The sequence below is a fragment of the Leifsonia sp. McL0627 genome (genome assembly GCF_058244615.1).
On the sequence record NZ_JBZCGM010000006.1, the window covers coordinates 337266 to 357728 of the forward strand.

General features: G+C 68.8%; 12 protein-coding genes and 1 pseudogene. 10 read left to right on the top strand and 3 right to left on the bottom strand.

Annotated features, from left to right (window positions below):
• Nucleotides 1-56: 56 nt before the first annotated feature.
• Both AC37TH_RS17615 and AC37TH_RS17620 read right to left on the bottom strand, forming a co-directional pair.
• Nucleotides 57-1469 carry an aspartate aminotransferase family protein gene (locus AC37TH_RS17615; protein WP_490765646.1) on the bottom strand — a complete coding sequence of 471 codons (1413 nt, stop codon included), beginning with the start codon at nucleotides 1467-1469 and terminating at the stop codon, nucleotides 57-59.
• Nucleotides 1466-1948 (bottom strand): Lrp/AsnC family transcriptional regulator, encoded by a 483-nt coding sequence (locus AC37TH_RS17620; RefSeq protein ID WP_490765647.1) that lies wholly within the window; start codon nucleotides 1946-1948, stop codon nucleotides 1466-1468. The genes AC37TH_RS17615 and AC37TH_RS17620 overlap by 4 nt, the downstream gene beginning before the upstream one ends.
• An 88-nt stretch (nucleotides 1949-2036) precedes the next feature.
• Between AC37TH_RS17620 and AC37TH_RS17625 the strand changes: the two genes are divergently transcribed.
• The 10 genes from AC37TH_RS17625 (at nucleotide 2037) to AC37TH_RS17670 (ending at nucleotide 19119) form a co-directional block, all read left to right on the top strand.
• Complete coding sequence (locus AC37TH_RS17625) at nucleotides 2037-3470, top strand: gamma-aminobutyraldehyde dehydrogenase (RefSeq protein ID WP_490765648.1); 1434 nt, start codon at nucleotides 2037-2039, stop codon at nucleotides 3468-3470.
• A 65-nt stretch (nucleotides 3471-3535) separates the two neighbouring features.
• A complete protein-coding gene (locus AC37TH_RS17630) occupies nucleotides 3536-4132 on the top strand; it encodes a hypothetical protein (protein WP_490765649.1) in 597 nt (198 codons plus the stop codon).
• 135 nt (nucleotides 4133-4267) lie between these two features.
• Nucleotides 4268-5530 carry an FHA domain-containing protein gene (locus AC37TH_RS17635; RefSeq protein ID WP_490765650.1) on the top strand — a complete coding sequence of 421 codons (1263 nt, stop codon included), beginning with the start codon at nucleotides 4268-4270 and terminating at the stop codon, nucleotides 5528-5530.
• Nucleotides 5527-6363, top strand: a complete 837-nt coding sequence (locus AC37TH_RS17640; protein WP_490765651.1) for a protein phosphatase 2C domain-containing protein — start codon at nucleotides 5527-5529, stop codon at nucleotides 6361-6363. The genes AC37TH_RS17635 and AC37TH_RS17640 overlap by 4 nt, the downstream gene beginning before the upstream one ends.
• A gap of 128 nt (nucleotides 6364-6491) precedes the next feature.
• The gene (locus tag AC37TH_RS17645; protein WP_490765652.1) at nucleotides 6492-7904 is read left to right on the top strand and encodes a serine/threonine-protein kinase; all 1413 of its coding nucleotides are present in this window, start codon (nucleotides 6492-6494) and stop codon (nucleotides 7902-7904) included.
• The gene (locus tag AC37TH_RS17650) at nucleotides 7901-13828 is read left to right on the top strand and encodes an Ig-like domain-containing protein (RefSeq protein ID WP_490765653.1); all 5928 of its coding nucleotides are present in this window, start codon (nucleotides 7901-7903) and stop codon (nucleotides 13826-13828) included. The genes AC37TH_RS17645 and AC37TH_RS17650 overlap by 4 nt, the downstream gene beginning before the upstream one ends.
• Nucleotides 13829-13914: 86 nt before the next feature.
• Nucleotides 13915-14886 (top strand): AAA family ATPase, encoded by a 972-nt coding sequence (locus AC37TH_RS17655; protein WP_490765654.1) that lies wholly within the window; start codon nucleotides 13915-13917, stop codon nucleotides 14884-14886.
• A complete protein-coding gene (locus AC37TH_RS17660) occupies nucleotides 14883-16226 on the top strand; it encodes a DUF58 domain-containing protein (protein ID WP_490765655.1) in 1344 nt (447 codons plus the stop codon). The genes AC37TH_RS17655 and AC37TH_RS17660 overlap by 4 nt, the downstream gene beginning before the upstream one ends.
• Nucleotides 16226-18550 (top strand): transglutaminase TgpA family protein, encoded by a 2325-nt coding sequence (locus tag AC37TH_RS17665; protein ID WP_490765656.1) that lies wholly within the window; start codon nucleotides 16226-16228, stop codon nucleotides 18548-18550. Before AC37TH_RS17660 ends, AC37TH_RS17665 begins: the two co-directional genes overlap by 1 nt.
• A 65-nt stretch (nucleotides 18551-18615) precedes the next feature.
• Complete coding sequence (locus AC37TH_RS17670; RefSeq protein ID WP_490765657.1) at nucleotides 18616-19119, top strand: hypothetical protein; 504 nt, start codon at nucleotides 18616-18618, stop codon at nucleotides 19117-19119.
• A gap of 122 nt (nucleotides 19120-19241) precedes the next feature.
• Here the strand turns inward: AC37TH_RS17670 and ald are convergent.
• A pseudogene (gene ald / locus AC37TH_RS17675) lies at nucleotides 19242-20355 on the bottom strand (alanine dehydrogenase).
• Nucleotides 20356-20463: the final 108 nt, after the last annotated feature.

Sequence of the window (20463 nt, forward strand, 5' to 3'; positions counted from 1 at the left end):
CTCATTCACGCGAAACGCCGGGCGAAGCGTGAATAAGTCCGGACTCGATGGTGTGGTTACCGGTGGTTCTCGGCCTCGGTGAGGACGGACTCGAGGATCTGGCGGATCTCGGTGAACTCCGACGGGCCGATGGTGAGCGGCGGGGCGAGCTGGACGACGGGGTCGCCACGGTCGTCCGCACGGCAGTACAGCCCGGCGTCGAACAGCGCCTTCGACAGGAAGCCGCGCAGCAGGCGCTCCGACTCGTCGTCGTCGAACGTCTCCTTGGTGGCCTTGTCCTTCACCAGCTCGATGCCGAAGAAGTAGCCGTCGCCGCGCACGTCGCCGACGATCGGCAGCGCGAGCAGCTTCTCCAGCTCAGCCCGGAACAGCGGGGAGTTCTCGCGGACGTGCTCGTTGAGCTTCTCCTCCTCGAAGATGTCCAGGTTCTCCATCGCGACCGCGGCCGAGACCGGGTGACCGCCGAACGTGTAGCCGTGGTAGAACGACGTGTTGCCGTGCTTGAACGGCTCGTACAGCTTGTCGCTGATGATCGTCGCGCCGATGGGGGAGTATCCGCTGGTCATCGCCTTGGCGCAGGTGATCATGTCCGGAACGTAGCCGTACTCGTCGCAGGCGAACATGTGGCCGATGCGGCCGAAGGCGCAGATGACCTCATCGCTGACCATCAGCACGTCGTACTTGTCGCAGATCTCGCGCACGCGCTGGAAGTATCCGGGAGGCGGCGGGAAGCATCCACCGGAGTTCTGCACGGGCTCGAGGAAGATCGCCGCGACGGTCTCAGGACCCTCGAACTGGATCATCTCCTCGATGCGGTTCGCCGCCCACACACCGAACTGCTCGATGTCGTCGGTCGGCGCACCCATCTCGCCCGCACGGTAGAAGTTGGTGTTCGGCACACGGAAGCCTCCGGGCGTCAGCGGCTCGAACATCTCCTTCATCGCGGGGATGCCGGTGATGGCGAGCGCGCCCTGCGGGGTGCCGTGGTAGGCGACGGCGCGGGAGAGCACCTTGTGCTTGGTCGGGCGGCCCTGCAGCTTCCAGTAATACTTGGCCAGCTTGAAGGCGGTCTCGACCGCCTCGCCGCCGCCGGTGGAGAAGAACACGCGGTTCAGGTCGCCCGGCGCGTAGTGCGCGAGCCGGTCGGCCAACTCGATGGCGTTCGGGTGCGCGTACGACCAGATCGGGAAGAACGCGAGTTCCTCCGCCTGTTTGGCGGCCGCGGCGGCGAGGCGCTTGCGGCCGTGGCCGGCGTTCACCACGAACAGCCCGGAGAGGCCGTCGATGTATTTGCGGCCGCGGGAGTCGTAGATGTGGTGGCCCTCGCCGCGCGTGATGATGGGGACACCGTGTCCGTCCTCCATCACCGACTGGCGCGCGAAGTGCATCCAGAGGTGGTCCTTCGCCTTGGCCTGGAGGGCATCCTTGTCGGCCGCCGAGATGGCGGGGTTGTCTGTGGTGAGTGTCATCGTGTTCCCCAGTTGTAGAACTGTTTGTGGAGTTTGAGATATACGAACGTCTCGGTCGACAAGACGCCTTCGATGGTCCGGATCTCGGAGTTGAGCATGGTGATCAGGTCCAGGTCGTTCTCGCAGACCACTTCGGCGAGGATGTCGAACGTCCCCGCCGTAAGGACCACGTAGTCGACAGAGGGCATCGCTGCCAGCGTGTCGGCCACTTTCCTGGTGTCGCCTGTCACCCGCACGCCGATCATCGCCTGCCGGTAGAACCCGAGTTGCATCGGGTCCGTGACGGCGACGATCTGCATGACGCCCGACTCGGTCAGCTTCTGCACGCGCTGGCGCACCGCCGCCTCGCTGAGACCGACGGCTTTGCCGATCTCCGCGTATGAGCGACGGCCGTCCACCTGCAGCTGCTCGATGATCGCCTTGGAGACGTCGTCGATCTGTACAGGCTTGGCGGCAGGGACTGCCCGAGGGGAACTCATGGAGCGATTCTGTCAGTGAGAAGGGGTTCAGGCAAGCGAATCCGCACGAATCTGTACCGTTTTCTATCGAAATCAGTAGACTTCCGGCATGACAACGCGAGAACTCCGTAATTTCGTCAACGGCTCGTACGCCGATTCCCGATCGTCGGAGCGCATCCAGCTCGTCGACCCCGCCACCGAGGAGGTGTACGCCACGTCGCCGGTGTCGACGACGGAGGACGTCGCCGACGCATACGCAGCAGCCCAGGATGCGTTCGAGGTGTGGGGCGAGACCACTCCCGGTGAGCGGCAGCTCGCCCTGTTCAGGATCGCCGATGCGATGGAGCAGCGCGCCGAGGAGTTCGCCGACGCCGAATCGCAGGACACCGGGAAGCCGCGCGCGACCCTCGTCGACGACGAGATCATGCTTTCCGTCGACCAGATCCGCTTCTTCGCCGGAGCCGCCCGCAACCTCGAGGGCAAGTCGGCCGGCGAGTACATGAAGGACCACACGTCGTTCATCCGCCGCGAGCCGATCGGCGTGGTCGGCCAGGTGACGCCGTGGAACTACCCGCTCAACATGGCCGTCTGGAAGTTCGCTCCTGCTCTCGCCGCCGGGAACACGACGGTGCTGAAGCCGTCGGACACCACCCCGCTCTCCACCCTGCTGCTCGCCGAGGTCGCGGCCGAGTTCCTCCCCGCCGGCGTGCTCAACGTGGTCACCGGAGACCGCACGACGGGCGCCGCGATGACGGCGGACCCCATCCCGCAGCTCATCTCGATCACCGGCTCCGTCCGGGCAGGGATGGAGGTGGCCCGCGCCGCCTCGTTCGACCTGAAGCGCGTGCACCTGGAGCTCGGTGGCAAGGCGCCGGTGATCGTGTTCGACGACGCCGACATCCAGAAGGCCGTCGAGGGCATCGTCGCCGCCGGATACTTCAACGCCGGCCAGGACTGCACGGCGGCGACCCGCCTGCTGGTGCAGGAGGGCATCCACGACGAGTTCGTCGCGGCGCTCGCCGCGTACGCCCGCGACAACGCGAAGACCGGTGCTCCGCGTGAGGACGGCATCCTGTTCGGTCCGGTGAACAACGCCAACCAGCTCGCGCAGGTCAGCGGCTTCATCGACAGGCTGCCCGACCACGCGACGGTCGAGCTCGGCGGGCACCGCCAGGGATCGACCGGCTACTTCTACGAGGCGACGATCGTCTCTGGTCTCCGCCAGGACGACGAGGCCGTGCAGAACGAGATCTTCGGTCCGGTGCAGACGGTGCAGAAGTTCACGGACGAAGACGAGGTGCTGCGCTGGGCGAACGGCGTGCAGTACGGTCTGGCGTCGTCCGTCTGGACGAAGGACCACAGCCGCGCCATGCGGTTCGCCAAGAACCTGGACTTCGGATGCGTGTGGATCAACACGCACATCCCGATCGTCGCCGAAATGCCGCACGGAGGGTTCAAACACTCCGGCTACGGGAAGGATCTGTCGATGTACGGGTTCGAGGACTACACGCGGATCAAGCACGTCATGTCCTACATCGGGTGACACTCTTTTTCCCCGTCTGAAATGCAGACATTGCAACATCGGGGATATCTGCTTAGCGTCGTCGTATGGTCTGGCTGAGAATCCTCGTCCGCGCAACCGGCGTCCTGGCACCGCTCGCTGCGCTGGCGGGGTGCTCGGCGGCTGAGAAGCAGGCTGAACACCATGTCACCGGCCCGTGGGCCAGTGAGATCGCGGCGATGTTCGATGAGTCGACCTCCGAATTCGTTCGCGGAGTGCTCGAAGACGGGGTGATCTCCGATCGAGAGGTTGCTGAGATGCGCGATCGGTACGAACGGTGTCTCTCCGCGTCCGGCATCGTGTTGACGAGCTTCGCGCACGACGGGGCGACCGAGATCACGTTTCCGCCGACGGTGAGCCCGGAGCGAGCGCACGACACGATGGCGGAATGCTCGAGGAGTTCCGGCGAATATCCGATCGGCGCTCTGTCGTCGTGGATGCAGCGCAATCCTGAGCATCGGGACGAGGACACGATCATGGCGGAGTGCCTGGTGGCGCACGGCGTCGTGCCCTCCGACTATCGCGCAGCCGACTACGCAGTGGACACCACCTCCGGGTCGTGGCCCTTTCAGGAGCAGAGCAATGGCCGCGACGCACTGGAAGCATGCGTCGCCGATCCGTTCGGCCTCGTCGTCGGGCGCTGAGCTGCGCACCTTCGCGCCTGCTGACCCTCGCAACTCCCGCGGTCGGCCCGCGGGGCGGATTACACTCGGATCAAGCACGTCATGAGCTACATCGGCTCGTAACCCACCACGTCGACATCCTCGGGAGGATCCTCGGTGTCTCCCGGATACGTCAGGTACGCGCCGGTCGCGGGCCCGTCGAGGTGGTTGCTGATCGCTGGACGCCGTTTCGTCGCGGCCGTGGAGAGTTCGGCGGCCGACTCGATCGTGGACGCGGTGTGGTGGCTGGCCGACTCCGAGCTGGCGACCATCGAGTCCGTCGTCGGCGCGTTCCCGCTGGTGGGTCCGGATGCGGTCCGCTCGTTCGCCGTCGCCGAGCTCACGGAGCCGAATGCGGCAGGAGAGGTGCTGGTGACCGCCGTCGTGCGCGGTTCGGCGGCCATCGACGTCTTCTCGGTCGGCGGGTCCAGGAGGTTCTCCTCCGGGGGTGTCCAGCCGTGGGTGCTGGCCGAGTTCCGGTCGGTGATCGGGCTGGTTATCGGCGCCGACGACCTGCCGACAGGTCCTGTCGCCCGGCTCAGTGTCGGGTCGCTGCCGGTCGGACTCGGGGTGGTCGACGGAGAGCTGCTCACCTGGACGCTGTCGCCGATCGAGCGGGTGGAGCGCACCGCGCCCGGCCGTTTCGCCGGATCCGTCAGCCAGGCGCAGCAGCCCGGCCAGGCGCAGCAGCCCGGCCAGGCGCAGCAGCCCGGCCAGGCGCAGAAGCCCGGCCAGGAGCAGGGCGAGCAGGACCTCGGCCTGGTCTCCGACGAGACCATCATCAGGGCCAGGCGCGGTGCGAGCATCTTCGCCCACGAGACGGAGGCGTCGCCGGCCGGCCCCGCCGTCCCTGCCGGTCACGAGCTGCCGGGCGCCGTCGACATCGAGCCGCCGTCGGACGCGTCCGACACGCCCGAGCCGTTCGCGACCACGTGGACGGACGACGCCGCAACGCCGACAGAACCCGTCACCCTCCCTCCCGCGCCCGCGAAGTATGCGATCCGGCTCGGATCAGGGGAGGTGTTCCAGCTCGACCTGCCCGTCCTGATCGGCAGGAGGCCGACCGCCCCGCGGATTGACGCGGGCGCGCCTCCCCGCCTGGTGGCGGTCGCGTCGCAGGCGCACGAGGTGTCGTCGACGCACGTCAGAATCGAGCAGGAGGGCGACGCCGTCGTCGTCACCGATCTGCGTTCCACCAACGGCACGGTCATCACGGCTGCGACAGGAGCGGAGTCGCGACTGCGGCCCGGTCAGTCGCTCGTCGTCCTCGCCGGTGCCACCGTCGCGATCGGCGACGGTAATATCATCGAGATCACTGCCGTCGGCGGACGCACCGATGGTGACGCATCCGCCGAACCGACTAGAAGAGGACGCGAGTGACCCAGATCGGTCGCAGCAACAGACGCCACACCGTGGTCGTGCCTGGCGATGCTGACGCGCACATCAGTCTCGCCTGGGCGGCATTGAGTGATAAAGGCTATCGACGCTCCGTCAACGAGGACAGCCTGCTTGCCCGCTCGCCGATCTTCTCCGTCGCCGACGGAATGGGCGGCCACACCGCAGGCGACTTCGCGAGCACGGCGGTCGTCACCCGGCTCGCCGAGCAGGTGTCCGTCGACTTCATCGGCCAGGAGGCGCTCACCAGCGCCCTGCGCGCCGCTGTCGACGACATGGGCCGTGGCGTCGGCCACACCGACCTCGGCACCGGCACGACGGTGACCGGGATCGCTCTGACGCTCGTCGACGGAGCGCCGTACTGGCTGGTGTTCAACATCGGCGACTCCCGGGTGTACAGCTACCACGAGGGCACGCTCGAGCAGGTCACCGTCGACCACTCGATCGTTCAGGAACTGCTCGACTCCGGAGCCATCACGCCCGCCGAGGCGGAGGTGCATCCGCACAGCAACGTGATCACCAGGGCCGTCGGGTTCAACGAAGATCCTGTGCCGGACTTCTTCCTCATCCCGATCGTCGCCGGTGCGCGACTCCTGGTCTGCTCCGACGGCCTCACCAAAGAGCTGACAGAGCACGGCATCCGGTACTTCCTCGGCGAGGGGGCGTCGCCGCTCGACGCCGCCCAGCAGCTGATGGATGCGGCGCTCGGCAACGGCGGCAGGGACAACGTGACCGTCGTGGTCGTCGACGTCCTCGCGACGCCGGAGAGCGGACCGCACGGCGATGCCGTGTCGAGGCGGGCGGCGCGCCGCCACTGACCCCCGAGTTGGGGGTACGTATCCTGTCCCCAGTCCGGGCCCTCGCCCGCTGTGCTCCGGAGGCGCTGCCTACAATTGGGGGACCGTTTTGTGCTTCGACCGACCCGGGAGGCGATATGGCCCGGCGCTTGCCGTCTCAGCCGCCTAATCTGCCTGGGTTCTCGTATGTCCGCGTCCTCGGCTCCGGCGGGTTCGCCGACGTGTTCCTCTACGAGCAGAACATGCCACGCCGCCAGGTCGCCGTCAAGGTCATGCTCGCCGAGGTGGTGACCAGCCAGGTCAAGCAGATGTTCCAGGCCGAGGCCAACCTGATGGCCCAGCTCAGCACGCACCCGTCGATCCTCACCGTGTACCAGGCGAGCGTGTCGGCCGATGGGCGTCCCTACCTCGTGATGGAGCTGTGCTCGTCGGCGATCGGGCAGCGCTACCGGATGGAGCCGCTGTCGGTCGCCGAGGCGCTCAGCATCGGCGTGCGCATCGCCAGCGCCGTCGAGACGGCGCACCGCGCCGGTGTGCTGCACCGGGACATCAAGCCGTCGAACATCCTGACCACCGCATACGGGCATCCGGTGCTGAGCGACTTCGGCATCGCGGCGACCCTCGGCGAGGCGGAGGTGACCGAGGCGATCGGCCTGTCCATCCCGTGGTCGGCGCCGGAGGTGCTGCTCGACGAGACCAGTGGCACCATCGCCAGCGAGATCTGGGCGCTCGGGGCGACCATCTACTCCCTCCTCGCCGGCCGTTCGCCGTTCGAGGTGGCCGGCAAGGAGAACACCTCCTCCGAGCTGATCCATCGGATCACGAAAGGGCGGCCGCAGCCTATCGACCGCGTGGATGTTCCCCCCAGGCTGGAGCAGGTGCTGCAGAAGGCGATGGCGAAGAAGCCGTCGGCCAGGCAGCGCAGCGTCATCGAGTTCATCCGGGAGCTGCAGGCGGTCGAGACGGAGCTGGGGCTGCCGCAGACGCCGATCGAGGTCGCGATGGACGATTGGGCCCTGGCGACGGCGGACGACCCGGAGGACAGGACCCGCGTCAAGGGGCTCGTCACCGTCGACCCGTCCTCGCGCAGGCGGCGCAGGAACGCGTCGTCGGCGACGGTGCTGCGCGCGCCGACCAGGACGGTCGTCCGCGAGAGTGCAGGCAGTATGCCGAGCACCACTGCGCCGCGGCCCACGCGCTGGTCGCGCGCGCTCGTGCTCTCGCTCGTCGCGTGCGCCGTGCTGGTGGTGGCGCTGGCCGTGACGGCGACGTTCGTGCTGGTGCGGGTGTCGTCGAGCGGTGAGATCCCGACGGTGCGCGACCTTTCCGGCAGTGTCTCCTCCGGCACCATCGTCTTCAGCTGGACCGACCCAGGTCTGCAGCCGGACGACACATATCAGGTGGCCGTCGGCGACGAGCCACCGAGCAGTCAGCACGCCACCGAGTTCCGGGTGGATGCGAAGCCGGGCGAGACCGTCTGCGTCACCGTCACCGTCAACAGGGACGGCAAGACGGGCGCGCCGAGCGGCCAGAAGTGCGTGCAGAGGGCGGAAAGCCCGTGATCGGGGCCTGGATCGCGGCGCACAAGTCGCTCGTCGCCACGGCGACGAGCAGCACGGCTGTCGTCGCGCTCGTGACGACGCTCGCCGTCGTCTCCGGAGGTTACAGCGCCCAGCATCTGCAACTCAGCGATGCGGCGGTCTGGGTGTCGAGCGACGCCAAGAAGTCGCTCGGGCGGGCGAACACCGAGATCGACAAACTCAACTCGGTCGTGACGGGCACCGGCGAAGCCGTCGACGTGGTGCAGGACGGCTCGAACGTGCTGCTGCTCGACCGGGAGACGAACACGCTCGCCGTCGTCGACCCGGCGACGAGCGAGGCGGGCAAGTCCGTCGCGCTGCCTCCGCGGTCGCCGCGCGTCGACCTCTCCGGCGACCACGTGTCGTTGCTGTCCCAGGCGACGGGACAACTCTGGCTCACGACCGTTTCGCAACTCGACCAGTTCAATGCAGGCTCCGGCTCGACCATCGACCTGGGAGGACGGACTGTCGCCGCGATGGATCCGTCCGGCGCGCTCTACGCCTACCTTCCTGACACGAAGACGGTGACCAGGATCGACGTGACGGGGGCCGAGCCGTCGACCACCTCGCAGAAGGTCCCGGCGAAGGGGGACGGCGCCACCGCCGCCATGACCGTGGTGAACGGCACCTGGGCGCTGTTCGATCCCGACGCGCGGTCGCTGTATCTGCCGGGGAGGACGGTCGATCTCTCCGGGATGCTCTCCACCGGCGACGATCCCGTGGTGCAACAGCCGTCCGCCTCCGGCAACGCGGTCTGGATCGCGACGAATTCTGGACTGATCCGGGTTCCGCTCGACGGTGCGAAGCCGTCCAAGGCGTTCTCCGGCGCCTCCGGTGCTCCCGCCGCTCCGACGACGCTCGGCGACTGCACATACGCCGCGTGGAACGGGGGAGCGGCGTGGAGGTCGTGCGACGCGTCAGGCACGGGCGAGCGCTCGACGCTGAAGGACGTCCCGTCCGGTGCGGCCCTCTCCTTCCGGGTGAACCGGGGCAGGGTGGTGCTGAACGACGGCAAGACCGGCGTCTCCTGGGCGGTGCAGAGCGGCAACACCCGCATCGACAACTGGGATGAGCTCGTCGCCAAGAAGACCACCAAGGAACTCGTCGACCAGTCGAGGCAGGATACGACGCCGCAATACGAGAAGCAGCAGCAGCCTCCCGTCGCCGTCGACGACCAGTTCGGTGCGCGCCCAGGGCGTGTGACGCCGCTGCCGGTCCTGCTGAACGACTACGACCCGAACGGCGACGTGCTCACGATCGACTCGTTCACGAGCATCCCGGCGCAACAGGGGACGCTGGAGCTGACCAACAGCAACCAGCAGTTGCAGATCACGCTGCCGGAGACGGCGAGCGGGACGATCGCGTTCGACTACACGATCTCCGACGGCCGGGGAGGCACCGCGTCCGCGCACGTCGTGGTCACGGTCCGCCTCCCGACCGAGAATTCGCCACCGGTCTGCGTCAGGGCGGCGAAGGCCGTCGTGCAGGCGGGCGGCAGGGTCACCAGCTCGGTGCTGGGCGAATGCTACGACCCGGATGGCGACTCATACTTCCTCGCGGGGGCGACGGTCCCCGGCCCCGACACGGTGACGTTCACACCGCAGGGCCAGGTCGCGTTCAACGACCACGGGCAGGGCGGTGACCTCAAAGACGTGAACCTGGTGGTGTCGGATGCGCTCAGCCAGGGCACGGGGACGCTGGCCGTGACCGTGCGTGCGCCCGGCCAGGTGCCGATCATCGCCGACCCGTTCGCCGTCCTGGCCTATCAGGGGCAGGAGGTGACGGTGCAGCCGCTCGCGCACGTGCGCGGCGGCAACAACACCGTGCGGTTGAGCAACGTCCCGAGCAAGGCGGATGCGACGATCACGCCCGACTACCAGGGCGGCACCTTCCGGTTCGATTCCGATCAGGTCGGCACCCACAACATCGAGTACACGGTCTCCGACGGGGTGGTCACCTCGACCGGCACGGTCCGCATCGACGTGAAGGCGCCTCCCGGCGCGAAGACCGCACCCATCGCCGTGCCGCACACCGCGTTCATCCGGGAGCAGACCACACAGGATGTGGACGTGCTGTCCACGGACATCGACCCGTCCGGCGGCGTGCTGCTCGTCACCGGCGTGACGGCGCCGCCGCCGAGCAGCGGCATCAGGGTCGAGATCCTCGGCCAGCGCACCCTGCGGGTGACACTCAACCGGCCCCTGGACGCGCCGGTGGACTTCCACTATCAGCTGAGCAACGGGCTCGCGGACGCCGTCGGCACGGTGACCGTGGTGCAGCTTCCCCCGCTGACCGTCCACCAGCCGCCCATCGCCGCACCGGACAGCGTCTCCGTGCGTGTCAACGACGTCGTGGACATCCCCGTGCTCGCCAACGACATCCAGCCGGACGGCGACGCGCTCACGCTCGACCCGACCCTCGCGACCCCGCTGCCTTCCGGCGCCGGTCTGCTGTTCGCGAGCGGAAGCCAGCTGCGCTACCTCGCCCCGTCGAAGCCGGGCAACTTCACCGCCGCATACAAGGTCGTCGGCGAGGACGGCCAGTGGGCGACCGCCGAGGTCACCATCGCTGTGCGCGAGCGCGACGAGGCGACCAACAACCCGCCTGTGCCGAAGACGGTGACGGCGCGCGTGCTCGCCGGTGACACGGTGCGCATCACGATCCCGCTGTCCGGCATCGACCCGGACGGCGACTCCGTGCAGTTCATCGGCCAGGAGTCCAACCCGCAGAAGGGCGCGGTGATCGCCTCCGGACCGGACTGGATGGACTTCCAGGCCGGCGACTACTCTGCGGGCACCGACACCTTCAGCTACGCGGTGGTGGATGCGCTCGGTGCCAGGGCCACGGGGACGGTCAGGGTGGGCATCGCCCCCCGTGTGGACGGCGCGCGCAATCCGGTCGCCGTCGAGGACGACGTGACGACCAGGCCGGGGAAGACCCTGAACATCCAGGTCCTCGCCAACGACAGCGACCCGGACGGGAGCCCGCTGACGGTGACGAAGATCGTGTCGCTCGACGGCAAGGCCACGGCGAAGATCAGCGGCGACATCGTGGTCGTCACCGCGCCGAAGGCCGAGGGCACCTACGGGTTCATCTACACGATCCAGAATCAGCGTGGAGGGACGAGCGAGAACTTCGTCCGTGTCACGGTGAGCAAGAACGCGCCTCCCGCCCGGCCGATCGTCTCCGACACGTCGCTCGGGCTGTCCGACATCCTCGGCAAGCAGAGCGTCAACGTCAACGTGCTGGCGAACGTCTTCTTCGCCGACGGCCCCGTTTCCAGCCTGAAGCTGCAGCTCGTGCCCGGCTACGGAACGAGCGCCCAGGTCACCGCCAACAAGCGGATCAGGATCACGATCGGCGCGAAGAGCCAGATCATCCCGTTCAAGGTCAGCAATCCGGACGACGAGTCGATCTCCGGGTACGGGTTCGTGCATGTCCCCGGGTACAACGACGCGCTGCCCCAGGTGAAGAAGGGCGCGCAGGATCTCACGGTGGTCAGCGAGAAGTCGCTGACGATCCACTTGAACGACTACATCGTCGCCGTCGGGGGGCGCAAGGTGCGGCTGACGGATGCTGCGACGGTGCGCGCCACGCACGCGAACGGCGACGACCTGGTCGTGAACAACGACACCCTGCAGTACACCAGCACCTCGCGCTACTTCGGTCCGGCCTCCATCTCGTTCCAGGTGACGGACGGAACGTCGGCCGGCGACCCGAACGGCAACGTCGCCACCATCGTCCTGCCGATCCAGGTCACACCGCGGGAGAACCAGCCTCCGGTCTTCACCGGGGCACTGATCGACTTCGAGCCCGGCCAGACGAAGACGGTCGACCTGACCAAGCTGACCAGCTATCCGTACGCGAAAGACCAGAACGAGCTGGTGTTCAGCGTGCAGGACCCGAAGCCGGACGGCGTGTCCACCTCGCTGGACGGCCGCAAGCTGACCATCTCGGTCTCCGCCGGAACGGCGAAGGGCGCCCATCCGTCGATCTCCATCGGGGTGCGGGATGCGGTGAACGCCGGCCAGGCGGGACGCATCGACCTCAACGTCGTGCCGTCCACCCGGCCGTTGGCGAGTCCGCAGCCGGACAGGGTGATCGCTCCGCGCGGGCAGACGACCACGGTCGACGTGCTCGCGAACGACTCGGCGACCAACCCGTTCCCCGGCAAGCCGCTGCGCGTCATCGGGGTGCGCGGCGTCGGGAGCAGCGACCTGCCGAGCGGCGTGACCATCACTCCGAGCGCCGACAATGCGACGCTGAGCATCCAGGTGTCGTCGACGGCAGCTCCGGCGGACGCGACCGTGCAGTACGAAGTCGCCGACGCGACCAACGATCCTGACCGGTACACCTGGGGCACCGTGACGGTGTCGGTGCAGGACAAGCCGGAGCCCGTGTCGAACGTTCAGATCACCGCGTTCGCCAACCAGGCGCTGACGGTCGCGTGGATTCCCGGAGCGTTCAACAACTCGCCGATCACCGGCTTCGAAGTGACCGTCGCGAACGCCGGGACGGGGCAGGTCGTCTCCACCACGGCGTGCGCGACCACCACCTGCACGGTGCCGACTCCCGGCAACGGCCCGACCAACGCCGTGACGATCACCGTGCGCGCGAAGAACGCGCTCGGCCTGTCCGACCCGACGGCGTACACCGAACCGGTCTGGTCCGACGTGATCCCGGCTGCGCCGGCCGGGCTGTCCGCGGCGCCGCTCGATCATGGGCTGCGGATCAGCTGGACCAAGCCGGCCGACGTGCCAGGCGCGAGCCCGATCAGCTCCTACCAGGTGTCGCTCGGCGGTCAGACCTCGTCGCTCGCGGTCCAGCGCGGCGACGCGCCGGGGACGAAGTACTCGCTGAACCTCACAGACGGCAGCATCGCGAACGGCGCAGCCATCGGCTTCGCCGTGTCGTCCCTCAACGACTTCTACGCTGGGCGCACCAGCTGGAACCAGAGTCAGAGCAGCGGTGTGCCTGCCGGTGCGCCGCTGCTGGCAGGCCCGGCGCCTTCCGCGACGCCGAGCCTGACGGACGGCTCGACGGCGACGCTCAGCTGGCCGACCGTCTTCGGCGACAACGGCAAGGCGATCACGACCTACTTCGCCGGGGTCTTCCAGGGTTCGGCGATGCCGTCGTGCAGTGTCAGCGGTGTGGAGACCGGCAACCCGGTGCTGCAGGTCGATCCCCGGTCGTCGTCGTTCGTGTACACCGGTGGCACCAGCACGACCTTCCAGGGGCTGCAGCCGAACACCGCGTACAACTTCGTGGTCTACGCGTACAACGGCCAGGGATGCACACGGAGCGCCGTCGTGACGGCCACGCCTCGTCAGGCGCCCGGCACCCCGACGGCGGTGAGTGTGTCCGGCCCGGTGTCGAGCTCGGGAAGCACGTACGACTTCCACGTCGACGGCGTGACCTACCGCGCCGGCAGCGGGACGAACCCGGTCGTCTTTTACCGCCTGACCGGCGCGGGGGTGAACGAGACCGGAACGCTCACCGGTGGCACGTCGGGGCTGCTGACCGGGCAGAACCAGTTCCACTACGGCACGCCGCTGACGCTCACGATCACGAAGGTCTGCGAGAACTACCCGGACGGCACCAGCCTGTGCAACCCGCAGGGCGACCCGCAGGTCAGCGTCCAACTCGGCGTCGCCGTGTCGACCGCGATCGGCGGCGCGCGCTTCGATCCAGCCACGAACACCTACAGCTGGACGCAGTGGCCGACAGGCTCGTACGACGCCGTGACATACAGCTGCGACGGCGTCACCCAGATGCCGATGCCTGCTGTCGGGCAGACGGCCTCCTGCACGGCCCTCGACCCCAGCGCGGCGCTGACGATCTCGGTGACCGTCGGCGGAAGCATATACACGCAAAGCTACGCGAGTGCTTCCCTCCCGCAAGGCTAGGAGCAGCCATACTGAATGACGACGCTCGCCACCCCAGAGCGGCACCGACCGCACTCCACCCCACCGAACCCGCAGAGAGGCCACGCATGACTATGACCCCGGAGCAGGCGACGTGGTTCTCCGGCGTGTTCGAGCGACTGGTGTCGAACATCGACAGGGTGCTGCTCGGCAAGGCGCACATCATCCGGCTCTCCCTCACGGCGCTGTTCAGCGAGGGGCACCTGCTGCTGGAGGACTTCCCAGGCACGGGCAAGACCTCGCTCGCCCGCGCCATTGCGCAGAGCGTCCGCGGCACGAGCAACAGGGTGCAGTTCACCCCCGACCTGCTCCCCGGCGACATCACCGGCGTCAACATCTTCGACCAGCGCACCGGAGCGTTCGAGTTCCACCGCGGACCCGTGTTCGCGAACATCGTGCTCGCCGACGAGATCAACCGCGCGAGCCCCAAGACGCAATCCGCCCTGCTCGAAGTGATGGAGGAGGAGCAGGTGACGGTCGACGGCGTCCGCCACCAGGTCGGTGCGCCGTTCATGGTCATCGCGACGCAGAACCCGATCGAGCAGGCGGGGACGTACCGGCTGCCGGAGGCGCAGCTCGACCGGTTCCTGATGAAGGCCTCGATCGGCTACCCGGACCACGAGGCGACCCTGCGCATCCTGGAGGGCGCTGAGCACCGCGCCCACGAGGTCGTCGTGCCGGAGGTGATCTCGGCGGCCACCGTCGTCGAGATGGCCGGGCTGGCCCGCACGGTGCACGTCGATGCGACGATCAACGATTACGTCTCGCGCCTGGTGGATGCGACCCGCACGGCCGACGAGATCCGTCTCGGCGTCAGCGTGCGCGGCGCCCTCGCGCTGGTGCGCGCCTCCAAGACGCTTGCGGCGTCGTCCGGCCGATACTACGTCACCCCGGACGACGTGAAGGCGCTGGCGGAGCCGGTGCTCGCCCACCGCCTCGTGCTCGATCCGGAGGCGGAGTTCGAGGGCGTCTCCCCGTCGAGCGTCGTCGCGCAGATCCTGATCGAGACGCCGCCGCCAGGGGATCGGGTCGCCGTGTGACCAACACCGTCAGTCGCACCCAGGCGGAGCTCACCAACGCCAGGGCGAAGATCGTCGGCACCAGGGACGGCTTCCTGGCCGACACGATCGTGCTCGTCGTGCGGTCGACCACGGCCGCGTGGCGCGCCGTGGCCGGTGTCGCAGGCAGGGTCGGCGCGGTCGTCACCCCACTCGGCTGGGCGCTCGCGATCGTCGCCGTCCTCGGGCTGACCTCCGGGTACGTGTACGGCTGGCTGGAGGCCGTCGTCATCGGCTGGAGCGCCGTCGCGCTGCTGGCTGTCGCCTCCGGCTACCTGGCCGGGCGCAACGCATACCGAGTGCAGCTCGCGCTGCCGTCGAACAGGGTCGTGGTGGGCGAGAAGGCTCCCGGCGAGGTGACGGTGCTGAACCCGGGCCGCCGGAGGCTCGCGAGTGTGCGGGTCGAGGTGCCGGTCGGTCACGGTCTGGCCGAGTTCGCGTCTCCGTCGCTCGGAGGAGGGGAGGAGCACTCCGACGTGTTCCTCGTCCCGACCACGCGCAGGGGCATCGTGCCGATCGGCCCGGTGCGCACGGTCAGAGCCGACCCGGTGGGCGTCGTGCGGCGCGAGATGGTGTGGGCGGAGTCGCTCGACCTGTTCGTGCATCCGCGGACCATCGCCATCCCGAGCATGAGCACGGGGTTCGTCCGCGACCTGGAGGGCGCACCGACGCGCGACCTGACCGCGAGCGACATCGCCTTCCACGCCCTGCGCGAGTACGTCCCCGGCGACGAGCGCCGCAACATCCACTGGAAGTCGACGGCGAAGACCGGCAGCTACATGGTGCGGCAGTTCGAGGAGACGCGGAGGAGCCACCTGCTCGTCGCTCTCAGCCTGTCGAGCGCCGACTACGGCAACGAGGAGGAGTTCGAGCTCGCGGTGAGTGCCGCCGGCTCGCTCGGCGTGCGGGCGATGCTCGACTCGCGCACTGTCTCCGTCGTCGCGAGCGCAAGGACGCCCGACTTCGCGAAGAAGATCGTGCACACCGTCCGCCGCCTCAGCATCGTCAACAGGGGCAGGCTGCTCGACGATCTCGCCGGGGTCGAGACGGCGCCGACCGCACTGCGTCTGCCCGAGCTCGCCCAGATCGCGGCCGAGGAGTCGACGGGCACCTCCATCGCCTTCCTGATCTGCGGCTCCACGCTGACCGCCACGCAGCTGAGGGCCGCCGCATCGCACTTCCCGCTGGGCGTCGACGTCGTCGCCGTCGTCTGCGACGAGGGGGCTGTTCCGGCCCTCCGCCGGGTCTCCGACCTGAGCGTGCTCACCATCGGCTACCTCGAAGACCTGCAGAAGAGCCTCGCGAAACGGATGGCGACCTGATGGCGGGCAGGCGCGGGGTGCGCGTGGGCGGTGTCGCGATCGACACCGCGTTCGCCGTGCTGGCGACCGGACTCGCCGCCTTCTCGTTCTGGCCGGTCTACCAGTCCGTGTCGTTCGCGGTGATGCTCGGCGTCACGCTGATCGCCGGGGCCGCGATCGCCGTGCTCGGGGCGGTGTTCCGCTGGCCGAGCATCGTGATCGCCCCGGTCGTGGTCGTCGTGTACCTCGGGCTGGGCGTCCAGCTGGCCGTGCCGGGCGAGGCGACGGCCGGCGGCTTCCTGCCGACGGCTGCGGGGTTCGTCGATCTCGTGCAGGCCACCTGGCTGAGCTGGAAGCAGCTCGTCACCATCTCGCTTCCCGTCGGCTCCTATCAGGCGCTCCTCGTCCCCGCGTTCATCCTGACGCTGATCGCCGTCGTGGCGACGGTGTCGACCGCGCTGCGCGCGAAACGGGGGGAGCTGGCGGCGATCCCGCCGATCCTGCTGATGCTGGCGGGCATCCTGCTCGGCTCCGGCACCGCCGCCGTCCCGCTCTGGCTGGCGTTGACGTTGTTCGCCGTGCTGCTCGCGTGGATGATCCGGTTCCGGCTGCGCAGGCGGGTGGAGTCGATCCGCACCCTCACCGAGCAGAGCGGGGTCGTCGTCGAGTCGGCCCGCGACCGCAGGCTGACCGTCGGCCGCACCGTCGTCGGCGCCGCGATCATCGTCGCCGTCGCAGCGGCGGCAGGGACGGCGGCCTCCGTGCTCGTGCCACCGGCCGGAACACGGAATGTGGTCAGGACCGCCGTCGAGCAGCCGTTCGACCCGAGGTCGTACCCGAGCCCGCTGAGCGGCTTCCGGTCGTATCTGGAGCCGGCGCGCGCCGACCAGCCGATGCTGACCGTCGAGGGCCTGCCCTCCGACCGGCGACTGCGCATCGCCACCCTGGACACCTACGACGGGGTGACGTATTCGGTGGGAACCGACGCGATCAGCAGCGCCTCCGGATCGTTCACCCGCGTGCCGTACCGGATGGCTCAGGAGGGCGTCGACGGCACGCACGACACCATCTCGGTGACCGTGCGCGACTACCGCGGCCCGTGGATCCCCGGCAGCGGCCAGCTTCAGCAGATCACATTCCACGGCTCGTCGGCGCCGACGCTCTCCGGCGCGTTCTTCTACAACGACGTCACCGGCACCGGCGCCGTCACCAGCCACCTCGCCTCCGGGGACAGCTACACCATGGATTCGGTGGTCAAGCCAGAGGTCACACCCGCCGGTCTCACCGGAGCCCAGCCGGGGAGCGCGATCGTCCCGAAGCCGGCGATCATCCCCGACGAGCTCGCGCAGACCCTGCAGAAATACACGGCGGGGCTGACATCGCCCGGCGCGAAGCTGGCCGCCGTCCTCGACGGGCTCGCAACGGACGGCTACATCAGCCACGGCATCGGACCGAACGAGCCGCCGAGCCGTTCCGGCCACGGGGCAGACAGGATCACGGAACTCCTCACGAACATCCCGATGCTCGGCGACCAGGAGCAGTATGCGGTCACGGCGGCGCTGATGGCCAGGCAGCTGGGCTTCCCCGCCCGCGTCGTCGTCGGTTTCCTCGCACCCAAGGACCAGGCGACCTCGGCGAGTGTCACGCTCACCGGCTCGGACATCTCGGCCTGGATCGAGGTGCAGACGACGAAGGGCTGGGTCACCGTCGACCCGACCCCGCCCGTGCGTCCCGTTCCGCCGAAGCAGCCGGACCAGCCGACGCAGATCACGCGCCCGCAGACCAACGTGCAGCCGCCGGTCGACGACACGCCGGCCCAGCGCGACGATCCGCCGCAGGCGCAGGTCGACAAGAGCAACACTCCGCAGCCCAACCCTGTTCTGGATGCGCTCATCGCCGTGCTCACGATCGTCGGCTGGGTGGTTCTCGGCCTCGCCATCGTCGCCGCGCCCTTCCTCGCCGTGCTCGCCGCGAAGTGGCGGCGCAGAACGCTGCGCCGCCGTGCGCCGACGTCGGTCGAGCGCATCGCGGGCGGGTGGCGCGAGTTCGCGGACACCGCCGTCGATCACGGGTACGAACCGCCCCCCGCCGCCACGCGCAAGGAGTTCGCCGGGACCATCGGCGGCTCACGGGCGAGCGCCCTCGCGTCGGTCGCCGACCGTGCCGTCTTCAGCCCGATCGCCCCCACCCAGGAGGAGGCGGACACGGTGTGGAAGGCCGTCGACGAACTGCGCGGCCAGCTGGGCGCGCGCGACACACGGTGGAAGCGGTTGCTTGCGGCGGTTTCGCTGCGCTCGCTCGGCTACCGTGGGTGGAAGGGCAACGGAAGGAAAGGCAGACGATGAACTGTCGGGTGTGTGGCAGTGAGTTGTCGGACGGGACCCTGTTCTGCGGCAACTGCGGAAGTTCGGTGACCGCGGCGCGCGTGCGCCCTCCCGCCGTCGCGGACAAGCGGCCGTCGGACACGTCCATCGTCGAGCGGCTGCCGAAGCCCGCCGTCGCCGGCCGGTTCCCGAGTGCGGCGTTCGAGGACGCGGAGCCCGTCCTCGTCGAGGACATCGAGTCGGCGCCTCCTGTCGAGCAGGCGCCCGTCTCGTACACGCTCAGCTTCTCGACAGGGCCGAGCGTCGAGGTGTCCGGCAGCGGGCTGATCGGGCGACGCCCGATCACGCAGCCGGGCGAGCAGGTCGACCAGCTGATCGCCGTCGACGACCCTGCGAGGAGCGTCTCGAAGACGCACCTCGAGTTCGGCGTCGAGGCGGGGGAGCTGTGGATCTGCGACCGGTACTCCGGCAACGGCACGGTCGCGCATCCACTGGGCGGCGTCGCGCGGCTCTGCGAGGCCGGACGCCGCTACCGCGTCACGCGCGGCACCCGCGTCGAGATCGGCGACCAGTGGTTCGACGTCAGCTGACCCCGCTGACATCGCTGACAGGAACGAGTGGTCCCGAATCGCCGTAGGCGCACCTGTCGGCGCGGCAATTCGGGACCACTCGATTTCGGGACGGGACCGGGTCGGGCCGGGCCGGGCCCGGGTCAGGCGAGCGCGTCGGCGACGCTTGAGGCCTGGAGGCCGTGCGCCTCGGCGACGGCGGCGTTGGTGACCGAGCCGGCGTGCACGTTCAGGCCGAGGGCGAGCGACGCGTCGGCCGAGAGCGTCGCGCCAGCCGCGGTTGGCGATCGCGCGTGCGTACGGCAGCGTCGCGTTGGTCAGCGCGTACGTCGAGGTGTGCGGCACCGCGCCCGGCATGTTGGCGACGCAGTAGAACAGCGACTGGTGCACCGTGAACGTCGGGTCGGCGTGCGTGGTGGGGTGCGAGTCGGCGAAGCAGCCGCCCTGGTCGACCGCGATGTCGACGAGCACGCTGCCCGGCTTCATCCTGGACACCAGTTCGTTGCTGACCAGCTTGGGCGCCTTCGCGCCCGGCACGAGCACCGAGCCGATGACGAGGTCGGAGGCGACGACGGCCTTGTCGATCTCGAAGCTGTTCGACGCGATGGTCTTGATGCGGCCGGAGTAGAGCGCGTCCAGTTCGCGCAGGCGGGCGATGTTGGTGTCGAGCACCGTCACCTCTGCGCCGAGTCCCACGGCGACCGAGATCGCGTTCGTGCCTGCGACGCCGCCGCCGAGCACGGTGACGACGGCGGGGTGGGTGCCGGGGACGCCGGGGACGAGCAGGCCGGGGCCGCCGTTCGGCTTCAGCATCGTGTTGGCGCCGACGATGGGGGCGAGACGGCCGGCCACCTCGCTCATCGGGGCGAGCAGGGGAAGCGCACGCGACGGCAGCTGCACGGTCTCGTAGGCGATGGCGGTCACGCCGGAGTCGATCAGCGCGCGGGTGAGTGACTCCTCCGCTGCGAGGTGCAGGTAGGTGAAGAGCACGAGCCCCTGACGGAAGTGCGCGTACTCGCTCTCGACCGGCTCCTTGACCTTGAGCACCAGGTCGGCGATCTGCCAGGTGGAGGCGGCGTCCGGCAGGATCGTCGCACCGGCGTTGGCGTAGAACTCGTCCGGGATGGACGAACCGACTCCCGCTTCGGTCTCGACATACACCTCGTGCCCGTTCGCGACGAGGTCGTGCACGCCGGCCGGGGTGATCGCCACCCGGAACTCGTTGTTCTTGATCTCGCGGGGGATCGCGACCTTCATGGGGCTCCTTAACACGTCGACGTGGTGGTTCGAAACTCACCCTAACCCGAATCGACCGACGATTTCGACTGTCTTTCGGACGTATTTGTGCTGATTTCGTGAATTCTC